Consider the following 18,348-nt stretch of genomic DNA (forward strand, 5'->3'; position numbering starts at 1 on the left):
CCGCGATGTCACGCATAGAAGTGGCCGAGTCCGTCGAGCAGGCCGCCGTGAAATCCTCGTCCGGCGATGGACGCGAAAAACGCGGCGTCATGCGCGATCGGCTGAATCGGCGGCACCACGATCTCGCCGAGATTCTTCGGCAGTCCGCCGATGGGCACCCGGCCGAGCGGCATGTCCAGCGCGAGCCGCAAACGAGGTGCGCCGCCTGCCATACGGGCTGCGGCCAACGCATTCCCGGCGGCGTCGATTTCCTTCTTCGGATCGGCGCGGACTTCTTCCAGCCGCGCCAGCACGTGCGCGAAGCTCCATGGCTGAGTGCGGTCGGCGAGCTTCGTCATCGACAGAACGCGCTTCTTTCCCGCGATATTCAGGTTCGATGGAAACGTCGCCTTCGCGGCCTTCATGAGGTTCGCGTTTCCATAGAGCGCGCGTCCGCCGACGATCACGAGCTGCACATCCTTCTCGGTTGCGGCGAGCACGGTCGCGAACGGGTCAGCGGCGGCACGGGCCTCGATGACCACGACGTCGCCGAGCGCTTCCGGCTGGAGGCGTCCGGCCTGCACGTTCCACGGACCGGCGAGCGCGTCGCCGGGATCGCAGGTGATCATGCGCACCAGATCGAAGGGCGTGAGCTGCCATCCTGCGCGCTTGCCGACCAGCGCGGCGACCTTGATTTCGCCGAGCACGTTGCGCGTGCCCGATGGTCCCCAGTCGGACCCGACACAGACGCGGATCTTCCTCGCGAGCGCGGCGGGCACGTCGGTCGTGCTGCCATAGAGCCAGAGGTTCGAGAACGGCGACCACACGATCGTGCCGGGATCGGTCCACGCGTCGTAATCGCCGGAATTGAGCGCGTTCGTGTGGATCGCGACGAAGTGCTTTTGCAGGCACCCGCACACGCGCGCGCTCCGATACTCGCCGGCGACGATGGAATCGACCTGCCCTTCGGCGCAGTGATAGATGAAGCTCGCGCCCGATTTCATCTGCGCCGAGCGCGTCGCGAGCACTTCGGGCTTGAGCGTCAATGTCGATGCCAGCACGCGGTTCGACGCGATGCTTCCGCCGAAGGTCTCGTCTTCGACGTTGCGCACCATCGAGCCGTCGAGCGGCCGGTTCTTCGGCGGCGAGCCCTGAATGCTCGTCGTGCCGCCGACGAGCGCGCGCACTTCCGCATAGGCGAGCAGTTCCTCGGGCGCGGCTTCGATGAACGCGTAGGCGGGCCACGTGATATCGGCGGGATAACTGCTCGCGGACGGCCACGAGTCGTGATGCAGGAACGGCTTCGTGCGGCCGGGCTCAATCCAGAGCGGCAGCGTGGCGTAGGCGAGATGACTGTGCAGATCGATGAAGCCGGGCAGCACGAGGTTATGCCCGACATCGACGACAGCGGCCTTGTCGAAACCCGGCGGACCGGACGCGTTGCCGCGCGTGACGCGCTCGATGCGTCCGTCGTCGCCGATCCACACCTTGCCGGCGAACGTGCTCTTCTCGGACGATGCGATGCCGCCGTCCATCGCGAACGGAACGATGCGGCCGGAGATCACCAGGCTCACGCTTCCTCCCACGCTCTTGCGCGTTGCGCGTCGTCCTGAGCATAGTGCGTATTCCTGCGTTTCCCAAGGGCGATATCGGTATATCGACGGCTCGCGCGCAGGCGCGCAAGCCGGGCCGCGTCACGTCACGACTACCACGCGGACCGCTCGACCTGAAACACCGCGACCGCCGCGCGCAATGCCTCGGCCTGTCCGGCGAGCGACTGCGCGGCCGCCGACGCCTCTTCGACGAGCGCCGCGTTCTGCTGCGTGACCTCGTCCATCTGCGCGACGGCCACGTTCACCTGATCGATGCCCATGCGCTGTTCGCCCGATGCCGCGGCCACTTCGCTCATGATCCCGGTCACGCGGTTCACCGACGCGACGAGCCCTTCGATCGTGCCGCCCGCACGCTCGACGAGCGCGGAGCCGTTGGAGACGCGCGCGTTCGAATCGTCGATGAGCGATTTGATTTCCTTCGCGGCCACGGCGCTGCGTTGCGCGAGCGCGCGCACTTCGCCCGCGACGACCGCGAAGCCGCGTCCCTGATCGCCCGCGCGCGCCGCTTCGACCGCGGCGTTGAGCGCGAGAATATTCGTCTGGAACGCGATGCCTTCGATCACGCCGATGATCTCGGCCATGTGCGACGAAGCCTGCGCGATGCCGCGCATGGTTGCGACGACATCGTTGACCGTGTCGCCGCCCTGGGTCGCATCGCCGCATGCCTGCGTCGCGGCGTGCGTGCCGGCGGCGGCGTTGTCGGCGTTCTTCGCGACCGTGCTCGCGAGCTCTTCCATGCTCGCGGCGGTTTCCTCGAGCGAAGCGGCCTGCGATTCCGTGCGCTTCGACAGATCGACGGTGCCCTGCGCGATCTCGCTGGCCGCTTCGGCGATCGCCACGCTCGACGACTGAATGCCGAGCACGATCGTGTTGAGACGCGCGCGCATCGTTTCGAGCGACACCATCAGGCTGTCGGGACTGCGGCCATCGACGGAAACCGGCTCACGCAGATTGCCTTGCGCGATGCGCGCGGCGAGCGCCTTCGCTTCGCCCGGCTCGCCGCCGAGCGCGCGCGTGAGGCCGCGCGTGATGACGAGCGCGGCCACGATGCCGGAGAGCAGGGCAACGGCGCCGAGCGCGATCATGATCGCCTTCGCGCGCGCGTAGGCGGCGTCGGCGTCGCGGTTCGCGATCTCGTTCTGCTCGTCCTGCAGCGCGACCATGTCTCTCGCGGCGCTCATCCAGTCGCGCTGCACGGGCCGCAATTCGTCGATCAGCACGCGAATGGCGGCTTGCTGCTCGCGCGCTTCGGCGAGCGAGATCGCGCGCCCGATGATCGGTGCGGCGGCGGCTTCGCTCGTGCGCAGCTTGTCGAGCAGGGCGCGCTCGTTCGCCGAGGTGTTGCCGTTTTCCGTGAAGCGCGTGCCGAGTGCATCGAAAGCCTGCGCGTAGCTTTGCGCCTGCGTGCGGATGCGTGCTTTCTCCGCCTCGACCGCCGGGAGGTCGGTCAGCAGCGCGATGTTGCGCAGCGCGATCATGCGGTCGCTGATCGAGAGGCTCAGCGCATGCGCGAGCTTCGCCTCCGCATTGTTGACCTCGACGACTTCGTCGAAGCGGGCCTGAATCCGCGACATGCTGACGAGCCCGAAGACGAGCACCGCGAACAACATCGACAGCACGATGCCGAAGCCCAGGCTCAGTTTGGTGACGACCTTCATTCTTCTCATTCTCCGTAGACAGATCGCGCAGGGTTTCCCCCGATGGGAAAGCCATTGCTTTCATGCTGTTTACGGACTGCCTTCGACTTACTTTATGGTGCTGTCGTCACCTTGCTGCGAAACGCGCGCGGCGTTGGCGACGGGCGAGCCCATCGCCTGGAACAGCGTGGCCGTGTCGCTCATGCGCGCGCTGCTCGCGCGGATCGTCGATAGCCGCGCGTTGAGGTACTGCTGCTCGCTGCCGCGCGCGGCGCGCGGCGGGATCGCGCCGAGGCGCACGCGCGCCGCCGCATCCGACGATGCATCGCGTGCCGCGCGGCTCGCGCTGTCGGCGAAGGCGAGCGCTTCGCTATCGGTTTCGAGCGACGCCAGCGTGTTCGCGACATTCTGGAACGCCGCGAGCACGGTCTGCCTGTATTGCTCGACGGCGGCGTCATACGTGGCGATGGCCGCGCGCCGTTGCGCGAGCAGCGCGCCGCCATGAAAGATCGGCTGCGACAGCGACGCGCCGATGCTCCACAGCGCGCCCGCGCCCGAGAGCGCCGTCGGCCAGTCGAAGCCGCCTTTGCCCATCGATGCGGATATCGACAAACTCGGGAACATCTGCGCCGTCGCGACGCCGACCTGCGCGGCGGCCGCTTTCAGCGCGGCGTCGGCGGCCTGGATGTCGGGGCGCGTCTGCAACAGCTCGGAAGGCAGCACGACGGGCACATCGGACGGCACGGCGAGGCTCGCGAGATCGAGATCGTCGGGCGCGCGGTCCGGCGTGCGGCCGAGCAGGACGGCGAGCGCATGACGCGTCGCGAGCCATTGCGCGCGCAAGCCCGGCAACTGCGATGCGAGCGACGCCGCGTTCTGCTGCGCGGCGAGCATGTCGGCGCGCGATGCCGAGCCGAGCGCGTAACGGCGTTCGGCATCGTGCGCGTCGTCGTTCGCGAGCGCGACGAGGCGCCCGGTCACGTCGATCTGCGCATGCAAGGCCGCCGCGCCGATCGCGCCCGTCACGATGTTCGCGGCGAGCGCGCGTCGCGCGGCATCGAGCTGGAACGCTTGTTGATCGACCTGCGCGGCGAGCGATGCATTCGCGAAGCGCGCGGCGCCGAAGATATCGAACGTGTATTGCGCCTGAATCTGCCCGACGAAGAGGTTGTAGAGCACGGTCGGCGGCCCGGCCTCGGGAATGCCGAAGCCGCGTTGACGTGACGCCTGCCCGGTCGCGTCGATCGACGGCAACAGCGACGAACCCACCTGCGCGCGCAACTGCTCGCGCGCCGCGACGAGACTCTTGTCGGCGGCGGCGAGATTCGGGCTCGCGCGCAGACCTTCATCGACGAGCGCATTCAGCGCGTCCGAGCGATACAGCTTCCACCATTCCGGCACGGGCTTCGCGCCGACTGCGAAACGCTGCGACGTGCCTTCCGCCGTGACGCTCGCTTCCGTTTGCGGCTCTGCGCCGTAATGCGCGGGCTGCGGCATCGCGGGCGGCTTGCCGTCGGGACCGAGCGCGCAGGCACCGAGCGTCATGCACGCGAAAGTCATCAATAGCGCTCGATTCATGACGATGCTCCTTCGCGTTCGTCCAGCTTCACGCGAAACCACGCGGCATAGAGCGCGGGCAGATAGAAGAGGGTGAGCACGGTCGCGCTCGTGATGCCGCCCATCAGCGCGGTCGCCATCGGGCCGAAGAAGTTGCTGCGCAGAAGCGGAATCAGCGCGAGCACGGCGGCGGCGGCGGTCAGCACGATCGGCCGGAAACGCCGCACCGTCGCGCCGATGATCGCATCGAAACGCTTGTATCCCGACGCGATGTCCTGCTCGATCTGATCGACGAGAATCACCGAGTTGCGCATGATGATGCCGAACATCGCGATGACCCCGAGCATCGCGACGAAGCCGAACGGCTTGCCGAACGCGAGCAGCGTCACGACCACGCCGATCAAGCCGAGCGGCGCGGTGAGCACGACCATCATCACGCGCGAGAAGCTTTGCAACTGGATCATCAGGAGCGTCAGCACGACGATCACCATGATCGGAATCTGCGCGTTGATCGACGCCTGGCCCTTGCCGCTTTCCTCCACCGATCCGCCTACTTCGACGCGATAGCCCACCGGCAACGCACGGCGGATCTCGTCGAGCTTCTTGTCGATGGCGTGCGTCACGTCGATGCCTTGCGCATCGCCCTTCACGTCGGATTGCACGGTGATGGTCGGCTGGCGGTCGCGTTCCCAGACCACGCCGTATTCGAGCGTATCGACGACGCGGCCCAGCGCGCTCAGCGGCACCGGTCCGTGCGGCGTCGGCATTGCGAGCGTCGCGAGCCGCGAAGGATCGACGCGCTCGGCGCGCGGCGCGCGCAAATCGACGTTGATGAGCTTGTCGCGCTCGCGATACTGCGTGACGGTGGTGCCGGTCAGGGTCATCGCGAGAAAGCTCGATACGTCCTGCGACGTGACGCCCGCATCGCGCGCCTTCTGCTGGTCGATCTCGAAGCGCAACGAGCGCTCGGAAGGCTCGTCCCAGTCGAACTGCACGTTGGCCGTGCGCGCGTCGGCGCGCATGTCGGCGGCCACCTGCTCGGCGATATGACGCACCGTGCCGATATCGTCGCCGCTCACGCGGAACTGCACCGGATAGCCGACCGGCGGTCCGTTCTCCAGACGCGAAAGACGCGTGCGCACGGCGGGGAAGCGCTCGCGCAGCATCGGTTCGACCCAGCGCGCCAGTGCTTCGCGCGCTTCGACCGACTTCGCGGTCACGACGAACTGCGCGAAGTTCGGCGTGGGCAATTGCTGATCGAGCGGCAGATAGAAGCGCGGCGCGCCGGTGCCGACGAAGCTCACCACGTGATCGATTTCCTCGCGGCCCTTCAGGGCTTCTTCGAGCCGCTTCGCTTCGCGCAAGGTCGCCTCGAACGATGCGCCTTCCTGCAGGCGCACATCGATCAGCAACTCGGGACGATCCGAGCTCGGGAAGAACTGCTGCGGCACGAGCGTGAAGCCCGCCATCGCGATAACGAACAGCACGACGGTGATCGCGAGCACGACGAAGCGCCGCTCCACGCACCAGCCGACCCAGCGGCGCAGGCGTCCATAGAACTTCGTGTCGTAGATATCGTGCTCGTGATCGTCGGGCAGATGCGCCTCCTTCTTGCGCTCGGGCAGGAGCTTGTAGCCGAGCAGGGGAATCAGCACGACCGCCGCGAGCCACGACGCGATCAGTGCGATCGCCGAGACTTCGAAGATCGAGCGCGTGTATTCGCCGGTGCTCGACTTCGCGAGCGCGATCGGCAGGAAACCCGCGACGGTGACGAGCGTGCCGGTCAGCATCGGGAACGCGGTGCTCGTGTAGGCGAACGCGGCGGCGCGCGTGCGGTTCCAGCCCTGCTCGAGCTTCACGGCCATCATCTCGACGGCGATGATCGCGTCATCGACGAGAAGGCCGAGCGCGAGAATCAGCGTGCCGAGCGACACCTTGTGCAGACCGATATCGAACAGATACATGAAGAGCGCGGTGACGGCGAGCACGATCGGAATCGAGATCACGACGACCATGCCGGTACGCACGCCGAGCGACACGAGACTCACGATCAGCACGATGACGACCGCTTCCGCGACCGCTTCGAGGAAGTCGTCGACGGACTGCGAGACCGCGTGCGGCATGCTGGAGACTTCCGTGAGCTTCAGACCCGCGGGTAGTTGCGCACGCAACTTTGTCATCTCGGCATCGAGCGACTTGCCGAGACGCACGACGTCCTCGCCCGGCTGCATCGAGATGCCGATGCCGAGCACGGGCGCGCCCGCCGAGCGCATCTGCGTGGCGGGCGGATCGATATACCCGCGCCTGATCGTGGCGATATCGCCGAGCCGGAACGAACGGCCGTTCACGTTGATGAGCGTATCGGCGAGCGCGGCCACGTTCCTGAACTGGCCGCTCGGGCGCACGAACACGCGGTCGTTGGGCGTCGTCAGAACGCCCGCGGGCGAGACGGCGTTCTGGCCGTCGATGGCCTGCGCGATCTGCTGCGGCGAAATGTTCAGGCGCGTGAGCGTCGTGTTGGGAATCTCCACGTAGATGCGCTCTTCCTGATCGCCGAAGTAATCGACCTTCGCGACGCCCGGCACGCGCAGCAGCACGGTCCGCAACGAATCGGCGTAATCGTGCAGTTGCGCGGGCGAGAAGCCGTCGCCTTCGAGCGCGTAGATGTTCGTGTAGACATCGCCGAATTCGTCGTTGAAGAACGGGCCTTGCACGCCGGGAGGCAGGGTCGCGGCGATATCGCCCACTTTCTTGCGGATCTGATACCACTCCTCGGGCACGTCCTTCGCGGGCGCGGAGTCCTTCATCTGAAAGAAGATCAGCGATTCGCCGGGGCGCGAATAACTGCGCATGAAATCCGTGTACGGCGTTTCCTGCAGCTTGCGCGCGATGCGGTCCGTCACTTCCTCCTGCACCTGCCGCGCGGTCGCGCCGGGCCAGAAGGTGCGAATGACCATCACGCGGAACGTGAAGGGCGGATCTTCCGATTGCGCGAGCCGCGTGTAGGCGAGGATGCCGAAGAGCGTCGCCATCGTGATGAGAAACACGACGAGCGCCCGATGCCGCAGCGCCCACGCCGACAGATTGAAGCTGCCTTCTTCGTCGCGATGCGCGTTGTCGTCTTCGCGGGTATCGCTCATGACGCGAAGTCCTCGGGATGCAGCGGCGCGACGACGCGCACCTTCTCGCCCGCGCTGACGGTATGCACGCCTTGCCACACGATGCGCTCGCCCGCCGCGATGCCGCTCGCGAGCGTCACGGTGCGCTCGCCGTAGCGCGCGACTTCCACGCGCCGAAGTTCGAGCGCATCGCCGGGCTGCTTCACGATCCACACGGCGGGATGGCCGTTGTCGTGGAAGAGCGCCGTCGATGGAATGGTGAACGCGCCTTTCTCCCCGTTGGCGGAGTCGAACGCGATATCCGCCGTCATGCCGAGACGCACATCGGGCGTCGGCGCTTCGAGCGTGAGCTTCGCGCGCCAGGTGCGGCTCTGCGTATCGGCGGCGGGCGAGAGCTCGCGTACGCGCGCCTTGAAGGTCTGCTTCGGCAAGGCCGCGAGTTTCACGCTCGCTTCGCGGCCGACGGCGAATGCGGCGAGCGCGGCTTCGGGCACGTCGCAGATCACGTCGATATCGCCGCTCCATGCGAGCGTGTAGACGGCCTGGCCCGCGGTGACGTTCTGGCCGGTGTCGGCCTGCTCGGCGGTGATGACGCCCGCGTGATCGGCGCTGAGCGTCGCGTAGCGCAACTGATCGCCCGAGAGTGCCGCTTGCTGCTGCGCCTGATTGCGTTGCGCGAGCGCGGAGGCGTAGGCGTTCTGCGTCTGTTCGAGTTGCGCGGGCGCGATGAGATTTTCGGCGGCCTGCGCGCGATCGCGGTCGAGCTGCTGCTTCGCGTACACGAGCTGATGCTCGGCGGCGTCGAGCTGCGCACGTGCGCTCGCGCTGTTCTTCTCGGCATCGGCGGGATCGAGCCGGGCGACGACCTGACCCGCTTTCACGCTGTCGCCGAGGCGGGCGCGGCGCTCGAGAATCTTGCCGTTGATGCGAAAGGAGAGCGGCGTCGAATAGCGCGACTGGATCTGACCGGGCAGGCTCGACGTGCCCGCATGACCGTCCGCCTGCGCCGCGACGGCGACGACGGGACGCGGTGCGGGTGCGGGCGCCTCATGCCGCTTGCAGGCGACGAGCGAAATGCAGACGACTGGAATGACCGCCGCGCGCGCCACGACCGACGCGGATGAGTGGAAGAGCTTCACAGGAACCTCGGCGCCCGCAAGGGCATGGTGCGGCGAGCCTTCGAACCGGGGCGCGCCACTCATGGGCGAAGCAAGGAAAAAACGTCCGGCGAATGAATTCGAGAAGCGACCCTGAGCGGGGCGGGTCTTTGCGCGGACCTGAAAGCCCCGTCCGGCAGGCGTTTCGACGACCCGGACAAGAATGCGGAGTGAATTCTAATACAGGTATGTATCCGAATGCAAAGACGGATTTGTAAGGCCGGCGATGCTACACTTCGCGCATGAAACCAGTACGTCTCACCCGCGAGCAGAGCCGTGATCAGACGCGTCAGCGTCTGCTCGACGCTGCGCAGGCGGTTTTCATGAAGAAGGGCTTCGGTGCGTCGAGCGTCGAGGACGTGGCTGCCGACGCTGGCTATACGCGCGGTGCGTTCTATTCGAACTTTTCGAGCAAGGCCGATCTGCTGCTCGAAGTGCTGAAGCGCGATCACGACACCATCATGCAGCGCCTGTCCACGATCTTCGAGGACGGCGAGGCTTCGCGCGCCGACATGGAAGCGCGCGTCCTGCAGTACTACAGCGAGTGCTACCAGAACAACGCGTGTTTTCTGCTGTGGGTCGAAGCGAAGCTGCACGCGAGCCGCGACCCGAAGTTCCGCGCGAGCTTCAACGCGCTCATGCGCGAGTTGCGCCAGAGGACGACGGATTACATCGAGGCGTTCTCGGAGCGCGCCGGCACGCCGCTCACGATGCCCGCCGAGCAGATGGCGCTCGGCCTGATCGCGCTCTGCGACGGCGTGCAGTTCTTCTACTCGTCGGACCCGCAATCGGTGCCGGGGCAGCTCGCCGAGGACGTGCTCGCGCAATTCTTCCGGCGCGTGGTGCTGGGCGGCGGCGCGGCCTGAAGCGTCTCGCAGGCCGACGCACAGGCCCATGTAAAGACGCACGCAAAACAATTCCTGTTCAGGACAGGTTTCATCGCAACATGCATTGCGGATGGCATGCATGAATTCGATACGCTAATCTTTGCGCGAGAGCCGAAGCGGCCGCGCTCGCAGTGTTTCGACTTCGCGCGCTATCTCGCGGATTACAGCAATCCGGCGGCGATGAAGCCGATCGCCCATGCGCATGTGCCGCGCGGCCCGACATCCTGGATGGAATCTCCATGAGCGCATTCACGCGGCGCATCGAAGCGGGGCATGTTCTTCTGTACGCTCGTGCGTGGATGATCGCGCTCGGTCTTTTCATCGGATGCGCGGCGTTCGCGCTTCCCGTGGCGGCCGCGCCCTTGCCCGCGGCCATGCAAAGCCTCATATCGACGTGGACGGCCGCCGGACCTCAGGCCGCCTCCGCGCCTTCGCCCGCGAGCCAGGCCGAAATGGTGCGTTCACTGGATAGCCTGATCGGCACGCTCGACAACGATGCGCAGCGCAGCGCGTTCGTCGCGCAATTGAAAGTGCTGCGCGATGCAACCGAGAAAGCCACGCCGATCACACCGCCGCCGCCGCCAGCCAATGGCGATCTGCTGGGCGCGATCGCATCGGGCATTGCATCGGTCGAAACCAATCTGAGCGAAGGGCTTTCGCCGCTGCGCTTCTGGGCGGCGCGCGCGAGCGCGGCGGCAAGGGAGTTGCGGATCATCGTGACGGGCGGGAACGGCGAGTCGCTCGGCGAATTCCTCGCCGGCATGGGCGCGACGCTCGTGGGCTGGGGCGTGTGCGCGTTCGTGCTGATCCGCGTCCAGCGGCACATCTTCGCGCGCTATGGCCGCGACGTCGCGCTCGCGCCGAATCCGACCTCGTTCGAACTGTTCGCCTTCGCGTTGCGGCAGACGGGGCCGTGGGTCGTCGCATTCCTGGCGGTGCTGCTCTTCGTGCGCGCGATGCCCGATGCGCTCGGCCGCACGCTCGGGCTCGTCATCGCGTATGCGATCGTCGCGGGCTTCGTCTTCTCGGCGATCTGCATGATCGTGTTTTCGGTGTTCAGCACGGCGCACCGCCGCGTGGCCGTGCAGCAGCTCCTGGCGCGCACGCTCTGGCCGCTCTTCGCGATAGGCGCGTGCGGCGCGCTCGGCGATGCGACCGCGAACGCCGACGTCACGCGTCAGCTCGGCACGAATCTCGCGGGTCTCCTGTCCACCTTCGCGAACCTGGCCGCGGCGCTCTTGAGCGGCTACTTCGCGCTCGCTTACCGGCGGCCCGTCACGCACCTGATCCGCAACCGGCCCTATGCGCGCAGACGCGATCACAAGTTCGCGACCGAAGCGCTCGATATCCTCGCCTCGCTGTGGCATATCCCGATGCTGCTGATCGCGACGGCTTCCGTGGTCGCGATCATCGACGGGCGCGGCGCGGAAGGCGACGTGTTGCGGCCGTCGCTGCTGAGCGCGGTGCTGCTCGTCCTGACGCTCTTCGTTTCCGCGTTGCTGCTGCATCTGACACGCCGCCGCGACACGCGCGCGCAGCGCCGCGCGCCGCATCTGATGCGGCTCGTGCGCTTCGGGTGCACGCTTTTCGTGCTGCTGATCTGGCTCGCGTATCTGCGCTTCGAGCTGGAGCTATGGAGCGGGCCGATAGCGCGGCTCATCAAGCACAGCGCGATGACGCCGGGCTTCAGGCACGGGCTCATCGCGGTGCTCGCGACGGTGTTCGGCGCGTGGTTCATCTGGATCGTCATCGACACCATCATTCTCGAGGCGCTCGGCCCGAACAGCTCGCGCAACAAGGCGCTCAGTCCCGGCGTGCGCGCCCGCACGATGCTGCCGCTCGTGCGCAACGCGGTCTTCGTGACGGTTGCGAGCATCGCGGCCATCGCCGCCGCGGCGAGTCTCGGCATCAATCTGACGCCGCTGCTCGCCGGCGCCGGCGTGATCGGCCTCGCGGTCGGCTTCGGGGCGAAGTCGCTCGTCACCGATCTGATCACGGGCCTTTTCATCATCGTCGAGGAGACGATCTCGGTCGGCGACTGGATCGATATCGACGGCGGTCATGCCGGAACCGTGATGGATCTCACGATCCGCACGGTCCGCCTGCGCGACGGACAAGGCGCGGTGCATACCATTCCGTTCTCGCAGATCAAGATCGTGAAGAACCTGTCGCGCGATTTCGCGAACGCGGTGTTCGAAGTCAGGGTGCCGTTCTCGGCGAAGATGGAGGACATCACGCGGATGATCACCGAAGTGGGCGCGGACCTGAGCGAGGACTTCCGCTTTCGCAACGAGATAATCGGTCCTGTCGAAGTGTGGGGGCTCGACCGCTTCGAGGCGAACTGCATCGTGGTGAAAGGGCAGATCAAGACGCGCCCGCTGCAGCAATGGAGCGTGGCGCGCGCCTTCAACGCAAGGCTCAAGCTCAAGATGGACGAAGCGGGCATCGAGATGCTGTTGCCGCAGATGCATCTTCATACGTCGCCGAACAACCGCGACGAGCGCGAGCAGGCGGAGACCCGGCGTGCAACGGATGGCGCCGTGCAGCCGGAACTCCGCGTGCTCAAGGAGTCGCCGTGATCAGAACGGCCACACCCATTCGGCGATTTCCGGGTGGTCGGTGCCGTGCGTGTGCGCATACTCGAGATGACGGATGATCGCGTTCTTCATGTCCTCCCTCAGATGCGCCGTCCTCGCCTGCAGGCGCGGCACGCGGTCGAGCACGTCGATGACGAGATTGAAGCGATCGACCTGATTGAGTATCGCGAGTTCGAGCGGCGTGTTGATGTTGCCTTTTTCCTTGTAGCCGCGCACGTGCAGGTTCTCGTGATTGTGGAAGCGATAGGCGAGCTTGTGGATCAGCCACGGATAGCCGTGAAAGTTGAAGATCACGGGCTTGTCGAGCGTGAAGAGGCTGTCGAACTCGCGCGCGCTCGATCCGTGCGGATGCTCGCTCTCGGGCTGCATCTTGAAGAGATCCACGACGTTCACGAAGCGCAGCTTCAGTTCGGGCAGGCGCTCGCGCAGGATCGCGGCAGCGGCCAGCGCTTCCTGCGTCGCGACATCGCCGCATGAAGCGAGCACGACATCCGGCTCCACGCCTTCATCGGTACTGGCACGCCGCCACACGCCCATGCCTTTCGCGCAATGGACGATCGCTTCGTCGATGGTCGCAAACTGCAGATGCTTCTGTTTGTCCGCGACGATGATGTTGATGCAGTCCGTCGAGCGCAGGCACTGATCGGCCACGACGAGCAGCGTGTTGGCATCGGGCGGGAGATAGACGCGCGTGACCGACGGGCTCTTGTTCGTGACGAGATCGATGAAGCCCGGATCCTGATGCGAGAAGCCGTTGTGATCCTGCCGCCAGACTGTCGAAGACAACAGGATGGTCTCCGACGAAACCGACGCGCGCCATGGCACATGGTTCTTGCAGATGTCGAGCCATTTCGCATGCTGGTTGAACATCGAATCGATCACATGCGCGAAAGCCTCATACGTATGGAAAAAGCCGTGGCGTCCCGAAAGCAGATAGCCTTCGAGCCAGCCGAGCAGCGTGTGCTCGGAGAGCATCTCCATCACGCGGCCATCGCGTGAGAGCTCGCCGCCGTCCTCGTCTTCGGGAAGGTAATCGGCCATCCAGACTTTCTTGCTGACTTCGTAAATCGCCTGCAGCCGGTTCGATGCCGTCTCGTCGGGACCGAATACGCGGAACCTGTCCATGTTGCAGCGCATGACGTCGCGCAGGAACTCGCCGAGCGGACGCGTGTTCTCATAGAGCGTCTTGCCCGCCGAGTGCTCTACATCGACGGCGTAGTCACGGAAATCGGGGAGCTTCAGCTGCTTGCGCAGCATGCCGCCGTTCGCATGAGGATTCGCGCTCATGCGCCGCGTGCCCACCGGCGCGATCTCCCTGATCTCGTCGCGCAGGCGGCCGGTTTCGTCGAAGAGCTCCTCGGGCTTGTAGCTCTGCAACCAGCGCTCGAGCACGGCGAGATTGGCCGGATTGGTATGGACATCCGAGAACGGCACCTGATGCGAGCGCCACGAGCCTTCCACCTTATGGCCGTTGATCTCCTTCGGGCCGGTCCACCCCTTCGGCGTGCGCAGCACGATCATCGGCCAGCGCGGACGTTCGGCATTGCTGGCATCGCGCGCCTTCTCCCAGATCTCGCGAATCTCGCCGGTGGCGGCATCGAGCGTTTCCGCCATCTTCCGGTGCATGTCGGCGTGATCCGATCCTTCGACGAAGTACGGCCGATAACCATAGCCGACGAACAACGCTTCCAGCTCTTCGTGACTGATGCGCGAGAGTATCGTCGGATTGGCGATCTTGTAGCCGTTCAGGTTCAGGATCGGCAGCACGGCGCCGTCGCGCGCGGGATTGATGAACTTGTTCGAATGCCAGGCCGTCGCGAGCGGGCCGGTTTCCGCCTCGCCGTCCCCGACGACGCACGCGACGATGAGGCCGGGGTTGTCCAGCGCGGCGCCATAGGCATGCGACAGGCTGTAGCCGAGTTCGCCGCCTTCGTGGATGGACCCCGGCGTTTCCGGCGTCACGTGCGAGCCGATATGACCGGGAAACGAGAACTGCTTGAAGAACTTCTGCATGCCCTCGGCGTCTTCGCTCTTGTCCGGATACACCTCTGAATACGTGCCTTCGAGGTACGCGGGACCGAGCACGCCGGGCGCACCGTGGCCCGGTCCTGCCATGAAGATCACGTCGATGTCGTCGCGCCTGATGATGCGGTTCAGATGCGCCCAGACGAACGACAGTGCCGGGCTCGCGCCCCAGTGGCCGAGCAGCCGTTGCTTCACGTGCCCGGCTTTCAACGGCTCGCGCAACAACGGATTCTCGGCGAGAAAGATCATGCCTGCCGAGAGGTAATTGCACGCGCGCCACCATGCATCGACGAGGCGAAGTTCATCGCCTTCGAGAGCAGAAGAATGCGATGCGCCATTTTTCGAATGTTTGCTCATCAGGACATCTCCTTTCAGTGAAGGTCCATCGGGAGGTCGGGGAAATGCGACGCGCGCGGTCCTGCGATGTCAGTACTTGATGTCTCGCGCCGCCTGACGCCCTTGCTGCTTCGTATCGCGCTTGTCATGTCTGCAACTGGCGTTGGATTTCTGATTCGCCGCGCGGCAATCCTGCTTCGTGTCTCGCGAATGCTGGCGCGTGTCCTGGCGCACGTCGCGTCCCGCGCGGCGCTGCTGGGCCTGTTCCGTTGCAAATGAAACATCTGGGGAAGCGACGACGAGCGTCGCGGCGGACAACGCAATGATGTGCAGCGTGCGCATGAACATGGCGTGAACTCCAGAGAATGCGTGAGCAGATCAGATTGCTCTACAAGATAGTGGTTAAGCGAGCAGTTGTGAACAGCCTTGAGCGATGGACCGACGTTGTTTCGGTTCGCTGCACGATGCCTTGCTGCGATTCGCGAGGCGGCACGCATCAGCGACTATTTCCCCGATGGCAACATCGTCAGGAAATGCGCCGTCAAATGAATTAAAATACTTTAAGAACGCTGAGCTTTACGTGACCAGTAGCGTCTCGCAGGCATTCGATGACACGCCATATCAGAAGATATTGGGTCGCCGGCATCGTGGCTTTTCTCGTCGGCAGCTTCGCATCAGCCAATGAACAAACTCGCATGATTCCCTTTCAGCGGGTCGCGGCGAATTTGCTCTTCTTTCCGTATCCGGTCGTCGTGTCGACCGCCAGCCTCCACGCTGTCAGTCCGCATCATCCGCGCTATGCCTTTCAAGGCACCATGGACGCGCTGGATGCCGTCACCCTGTCGAAATACGACAGGAACATCCATCCCGATCTGAGTCAGCTCGCGCGGGCCTATCCGCAATCACCTTCGCCGAATTCGGTTGCCGCGCCGGTCAGACCGCGCGACGACATCACGAACGGCGAGGACGAATGGCATTTTTACGCCAACCCGCAGATCGGCGTGAAGCATGAGCGCGAGAAAGGCATGACGTTCTCCGTGCGCCACGATTTTTAAGCACGCGCATTCGTTGCGCGCCGTCCTCGCGCGCGAAATTTCAGGTTGCCGGTTGCCGATGCAGTCGCATAATGTCGTTTAAGCACACCGCGTGATGTTCGACATCGATGGAGCCACGCTAATGAACAAGTTGCTTATAACCGGCGCAACGACGATGTTCACACTGGCCGGCGCGGCCCATGCCCAAAGCAGCGTCGCGCTGTATGGGCTGATCGACGCGGGCGTGACCTACACGAATAGCCAGATCAGCCCCACGACGGGCGCAGGGCACAGCAATTGGGAGTTGAAGAGCGGTCCTGTCCAATACAGCCGTTGGGGATTGCGCGGCGCGGAAGACCTGGGCGGCGGACTGAAGGCCATATTCAATCTGGAAAATGGCTTCAATCTGAACAACGGACAGAACACGTCGAGCAATCGCATCTTCAATCGACAGGCGTATGTCGGCCTGTCGAGCCGCGAATTCGGCACGCTCACATTCGGCCGTCAAACCGACGACATGGTCGACTTCGTGGGGCCGCTTTCGTTGACCGGCACCCAGTACGGTGGCACGCACTTCGCGCATCCGTTCGACATCGACAATCTCAACGATTCATTCCAGATCAACAATGCCGTGAAGTATCAAAGCCCGGAAATGGAGGGCTTCAGGCTCGGCGCGCTGTATGGTTTCTCGAATCAGGCGGGCGGCTTTTCGAATAACCGTGCTTACAGCCTCGGCATCTCGTATGTGTGGGGAGCGCTCAATTTCGGCGCGGGCTTTCTCCAGCTCAACAGCGACGCGCAGACGCCGGCACAGATCAATTCGAATGGCGCCGTCACCGATACATCGGGCTCAACGCTGCAGGGCGTGTTCACGTCGAACGCCGTGCCGCTGGGCGCGCTGTCGAGTCGTCAGCAGACGTGGGGCGCGGGCGTGAACTACGCATTCGGTCCGGCCGTGGCGGGCATCGTCTATACGCAGACCAACCTGACGCAGTTGTTCCAGACAGGACCGAGCACGCACTTCCAGAACTTCGAAGGCAACCTGCGTTATGCGCTGACGCCGGCGGTCGAGCTTTCTGCCGCCTACACGTATACGCGCGCGAGCAGCGTCACGGGCGGCGGCAATCCGCACTGGAACCAGGTCAGCGCGATGGCCGGCTACAGCTTCTCGCGGCGCACCGATGTCTACCTGCAGGGCGTGTGGCAGGGCGTGAGCGCGGGCAGCGGCTCGCCTTTGGGCGTGGCGTGGATCAATGGGATCACCGCGCCGTCTTCGACCAGCAATCAGGTCGAGGCGACGGTGGGGCTGCGGCATCGGTTCTGAGTGGTGTGTCGAGCGTTGGAATAGCGCTCTCTCGACGGGTCTAGACGGCCGGCTGTGAAGCGTGAGAAGCGGCGGGTTGCAGCGTGAGCGCATCGGGCATGGACGAGAGCTCGATTCCGCCTGTTCGCCAGTGCCGGTATGTACGGCCCCATCCCGTTACGGGTCGCGCATGTTCGTTCGTGCAGAAGTGCTCGAACTCGCGCCACGCTTCCTCGTAGTCGCCCTCACGGGCGAGTTCGAATTGGTGCCCGCCGGTCGCGCACGATGCGAGATTCATGAACTGCTTCAGTATCGGCCGGCATGCGTGGCTGATGTATGTGTCCGCTTCCGCTCTCGGCCATTCGTTCGCCGCAATGAGCATCTGACGCCACGCGAGAATCGTCTCACGGCAGGCATCGCATTGCGCATTGCCTTGGATCAGCGCGCTCGCCTCCAGAACGGCGGTCGCGTGCTCCTCTAACTTCGAAAGCTTGATCCACGCCGCGCGGCCGAGGGAACCGGGCATGCCGTCGTCGCGGTCGATAAACACCCTGGCCGCATCCGTCGACGGCTCTATCTTCACAACAATGCCGTCCGCCTGAAGCATCACGCGCACGCCGAAATCCGCGACGAGCATCGCAAGGCGGCAGCCCCAGCGCATGGTCATGTCGTGCAGCCAGGCGTCGTCGCAGCTTCGCAGCGCCGCGGCGATTTCCTCGCGCGCATCGGCAAGCCATCGGCTTTGAGCTAGCCCATCTGTTCGACTCATGGCGACATCCCGATGCGAGCGGAAACACTAGCTTAACTCGTGCGATCAAAGCGTGGGTGACACCGAGCTATGGCCAACTTGCACTCGATTTTCGCCACGACGCACACGAATGACGCCGATGCGCGTCACCGTGACCGATCATCCGATCATTCGAAACGTGAAAGACGAGGGAACATGAAGACGCGAGCAGCCATCGCATGGGAAGCGGGCAAGCCATTGACGATCGAGGAAGTCGATCTCGAAGGCCCGCGCGCGGGGGAAGTGCTGATCGAAGTGAAGGCGACGGGCATTTGCCACACCGATTACTACACGCTGTCCGGCGCCGATCCGGAAGG

Annotated in this window: 12 protein-coding genes and 1 pseudogene; 5 read left to right on the forward strand and 8 right to left on the reverse strand. The window is 64.9% G+C overall.

Translation table 11 applies throughout. From position 1 onward, the window contains the following. Positions 1-8: 8 nt before the first annotated feature. The 5 genes from AWB78_RS21725 to AWB78_RS21745 form a co-directional block, all read right to left on the reverse strand. Entirely contained in the window at positions 9-1,553 is a 1,545-nt protein-coding gene (locus AWB78_RS21725) for an amidohydrolase family protein (RefSeq protein ID WP_232477784.1), read from the reverse strand. Positions 1,554-1,684: 131 nt separating this feature from the next. Beyond that, entirely contained in the window at positions 1,685-3,250 is a 1,566-nt protein-coding gene (locus AWB78_RS49355; RefSeq protein WP_082883382.1) for a methyl-accepting chemotaxis protein, read from the reverse strand. Positions 3,251-3,337: 87 nt separating this feature from the next. Next, positions 3,338-4,807 carry an efflux transporter outer membrane subunit gene (locus AWB78_RS21735; RefSeq protein ID WP_062607969.1) on the reverse strand — a complete coding sequence of 490 codons (1,470 nt, stop codon included), beginning with the start codon at positions 4,805-4,807 and terminating at the stop codon, positions 3,338-3,340. Continuing rightward, a complete protein-coding gene (locus tag AWB78_RS21740; protein WP_062607971.1) occupies positions 4,804-7,926 on the reverse strand; it encodes an efflux RND transporter permease subunit in 3,123 nt (1,040 codons plus the stop codon). The genes AWB78_RS21735 and AWB78_RS21740 overlap by 4 nt, the downstream gene beginning before the upstream one ends. Next, the gene (locus AWB78_RS21745; RefSeq protein WP_062608005.1) at positions 7,923-9,044 is read right to left on the reverse strand and encodes an efflux RND transporter periplasmic adaptor subunit; all 1,122 of its coding nucleotides are present in this window, start codon (positions 9,042-9,044) and stop codon (positions 7,923-7,925) included. Before AWB78_RS21745 ends, AWB78_RS21740 begins: the two co-directional genes overlap by 4 nt. A gap of 260 nt (positions 9,045-9,304) precedes the next feature. On the opposite strand from AWB78_RS21745, the gene AWB78_RS21750 reads away from it, so the two are divergent. Both AWB78_RS21750 and AWB78_RS21755 read left to right on the forward strand, forming a co-directional pair. After that, entirely contained in the window at positions 9,305-9,928 is a 624-nt protein-coding gene (locus AWB78_RS21750; RefSeq protein ID WP_062607973.1) for a TetR/AcrR family transcriptional regulator, read from the forward strand. A gap of 260 nt (positions 9,929-10,188) precedes the next feature. Further along, a complete protein-coding gene (locus tag AWB78_RS21755) occupies positions 10,189-12,528 on the forward strand; it encodes a mechanosensitive ion channel family protein (RefSeq protein ID WP_062607975.1) in 2,340 nt (779 codons plus the stop codon). Here AWB78_RS21755 and AWB78_RS21760 read toward each other — a convergent pair whose 3' ends face one another. Both AWB78_RS21760 and AWB78_RS21765 read right to left on the reverse strand, forming a co-directional pair. Further along, on the reverse strand, positions 12,529-14,928 hold the full coding sequence (locus AWB78_RS21760; protein WP_062607977.1) for a phosphoketolase family protein: 2,400 nt from the start codon (positions 14,926-14,928) through the stop codon (positions 12,529-12,531). 69 nt (positions 14,929-14,997) lie between these two features. Then, entirely contained in the window at positions 14,998-15,249 is a 252-nt protein-coding gene (locus AWB78_RS21765) for a hypothetical protein (protein WP_062608007.1), read from the reverse strand. Between the two features lie 353 nt (positions 15,250-15,602). Between AWB78_RS21765 and AWB78_RS21770 the strand changes: the two genes are divergently transcribed. Both AWB78_RS21770 and AWB78_RS21775 read left to right on the forward strand, forming a co-directional pair. Beyond that, positions 15,603-15,962 carry a hypothetical protein gene (locus AWB78_RS21770; RefSeq protein WP_062607979.1) on the forward strand — a complete coding sequence of 120 codons (360 nt, stop codon included), beginning with the start codon at positions 15,603-15,605 and terminating at the stop codon, positions 15,960-15,962. Between the two features lie 121 nt (positions 15,963-16,083). Then, positions 16,084-17,265: a porin gene (locus AWB78_RS21775; RefSeq protein WP_062607980.1), complete on the forward strand. Its 1,182-nt coding sequence runs from the start codon at positions 16,084-16,086 to the stop codon at positions 17,263-17,265. A 40-nt stretch (positions 17,266-17,305) separates the two neighbouring features. On the opposite strand, the gene AWB78_RS21780 is transcribed toward AWB78_RS21775, so the two are convergent. Then, on the reverse strand, positions 17,306-18,013 hold the full coding sequence (locus AWB78_RS21780) for a hypothetical protein (RefSeq protein WP_062607981.1): 708 nt from the start codon (positions 18,011-18,013) through the stop codon (positions 17,306-17,308). 174 nt (positions 18,014-18,187) lie between these two features. Here AWB78_RS21780 and AWB78_RS45825 point away from each other — a divergent pair. Next, positions 18,188-18,348: pseudogene (locus tag AWB78_RS45825) on the forward strand (alcohol dehydrogenase catalytic domain-containing protein); the annotation flags it as partial.

It is taken from the genome of Caballeronia calidae, from assembly GCF_900044055.2.
GTDB lineage: Bacteria > Pseudomonadota > Gammaproteobacteria > Burkholderiales > Burkholderiaceae > Caballeronia > Caballeronia calidae.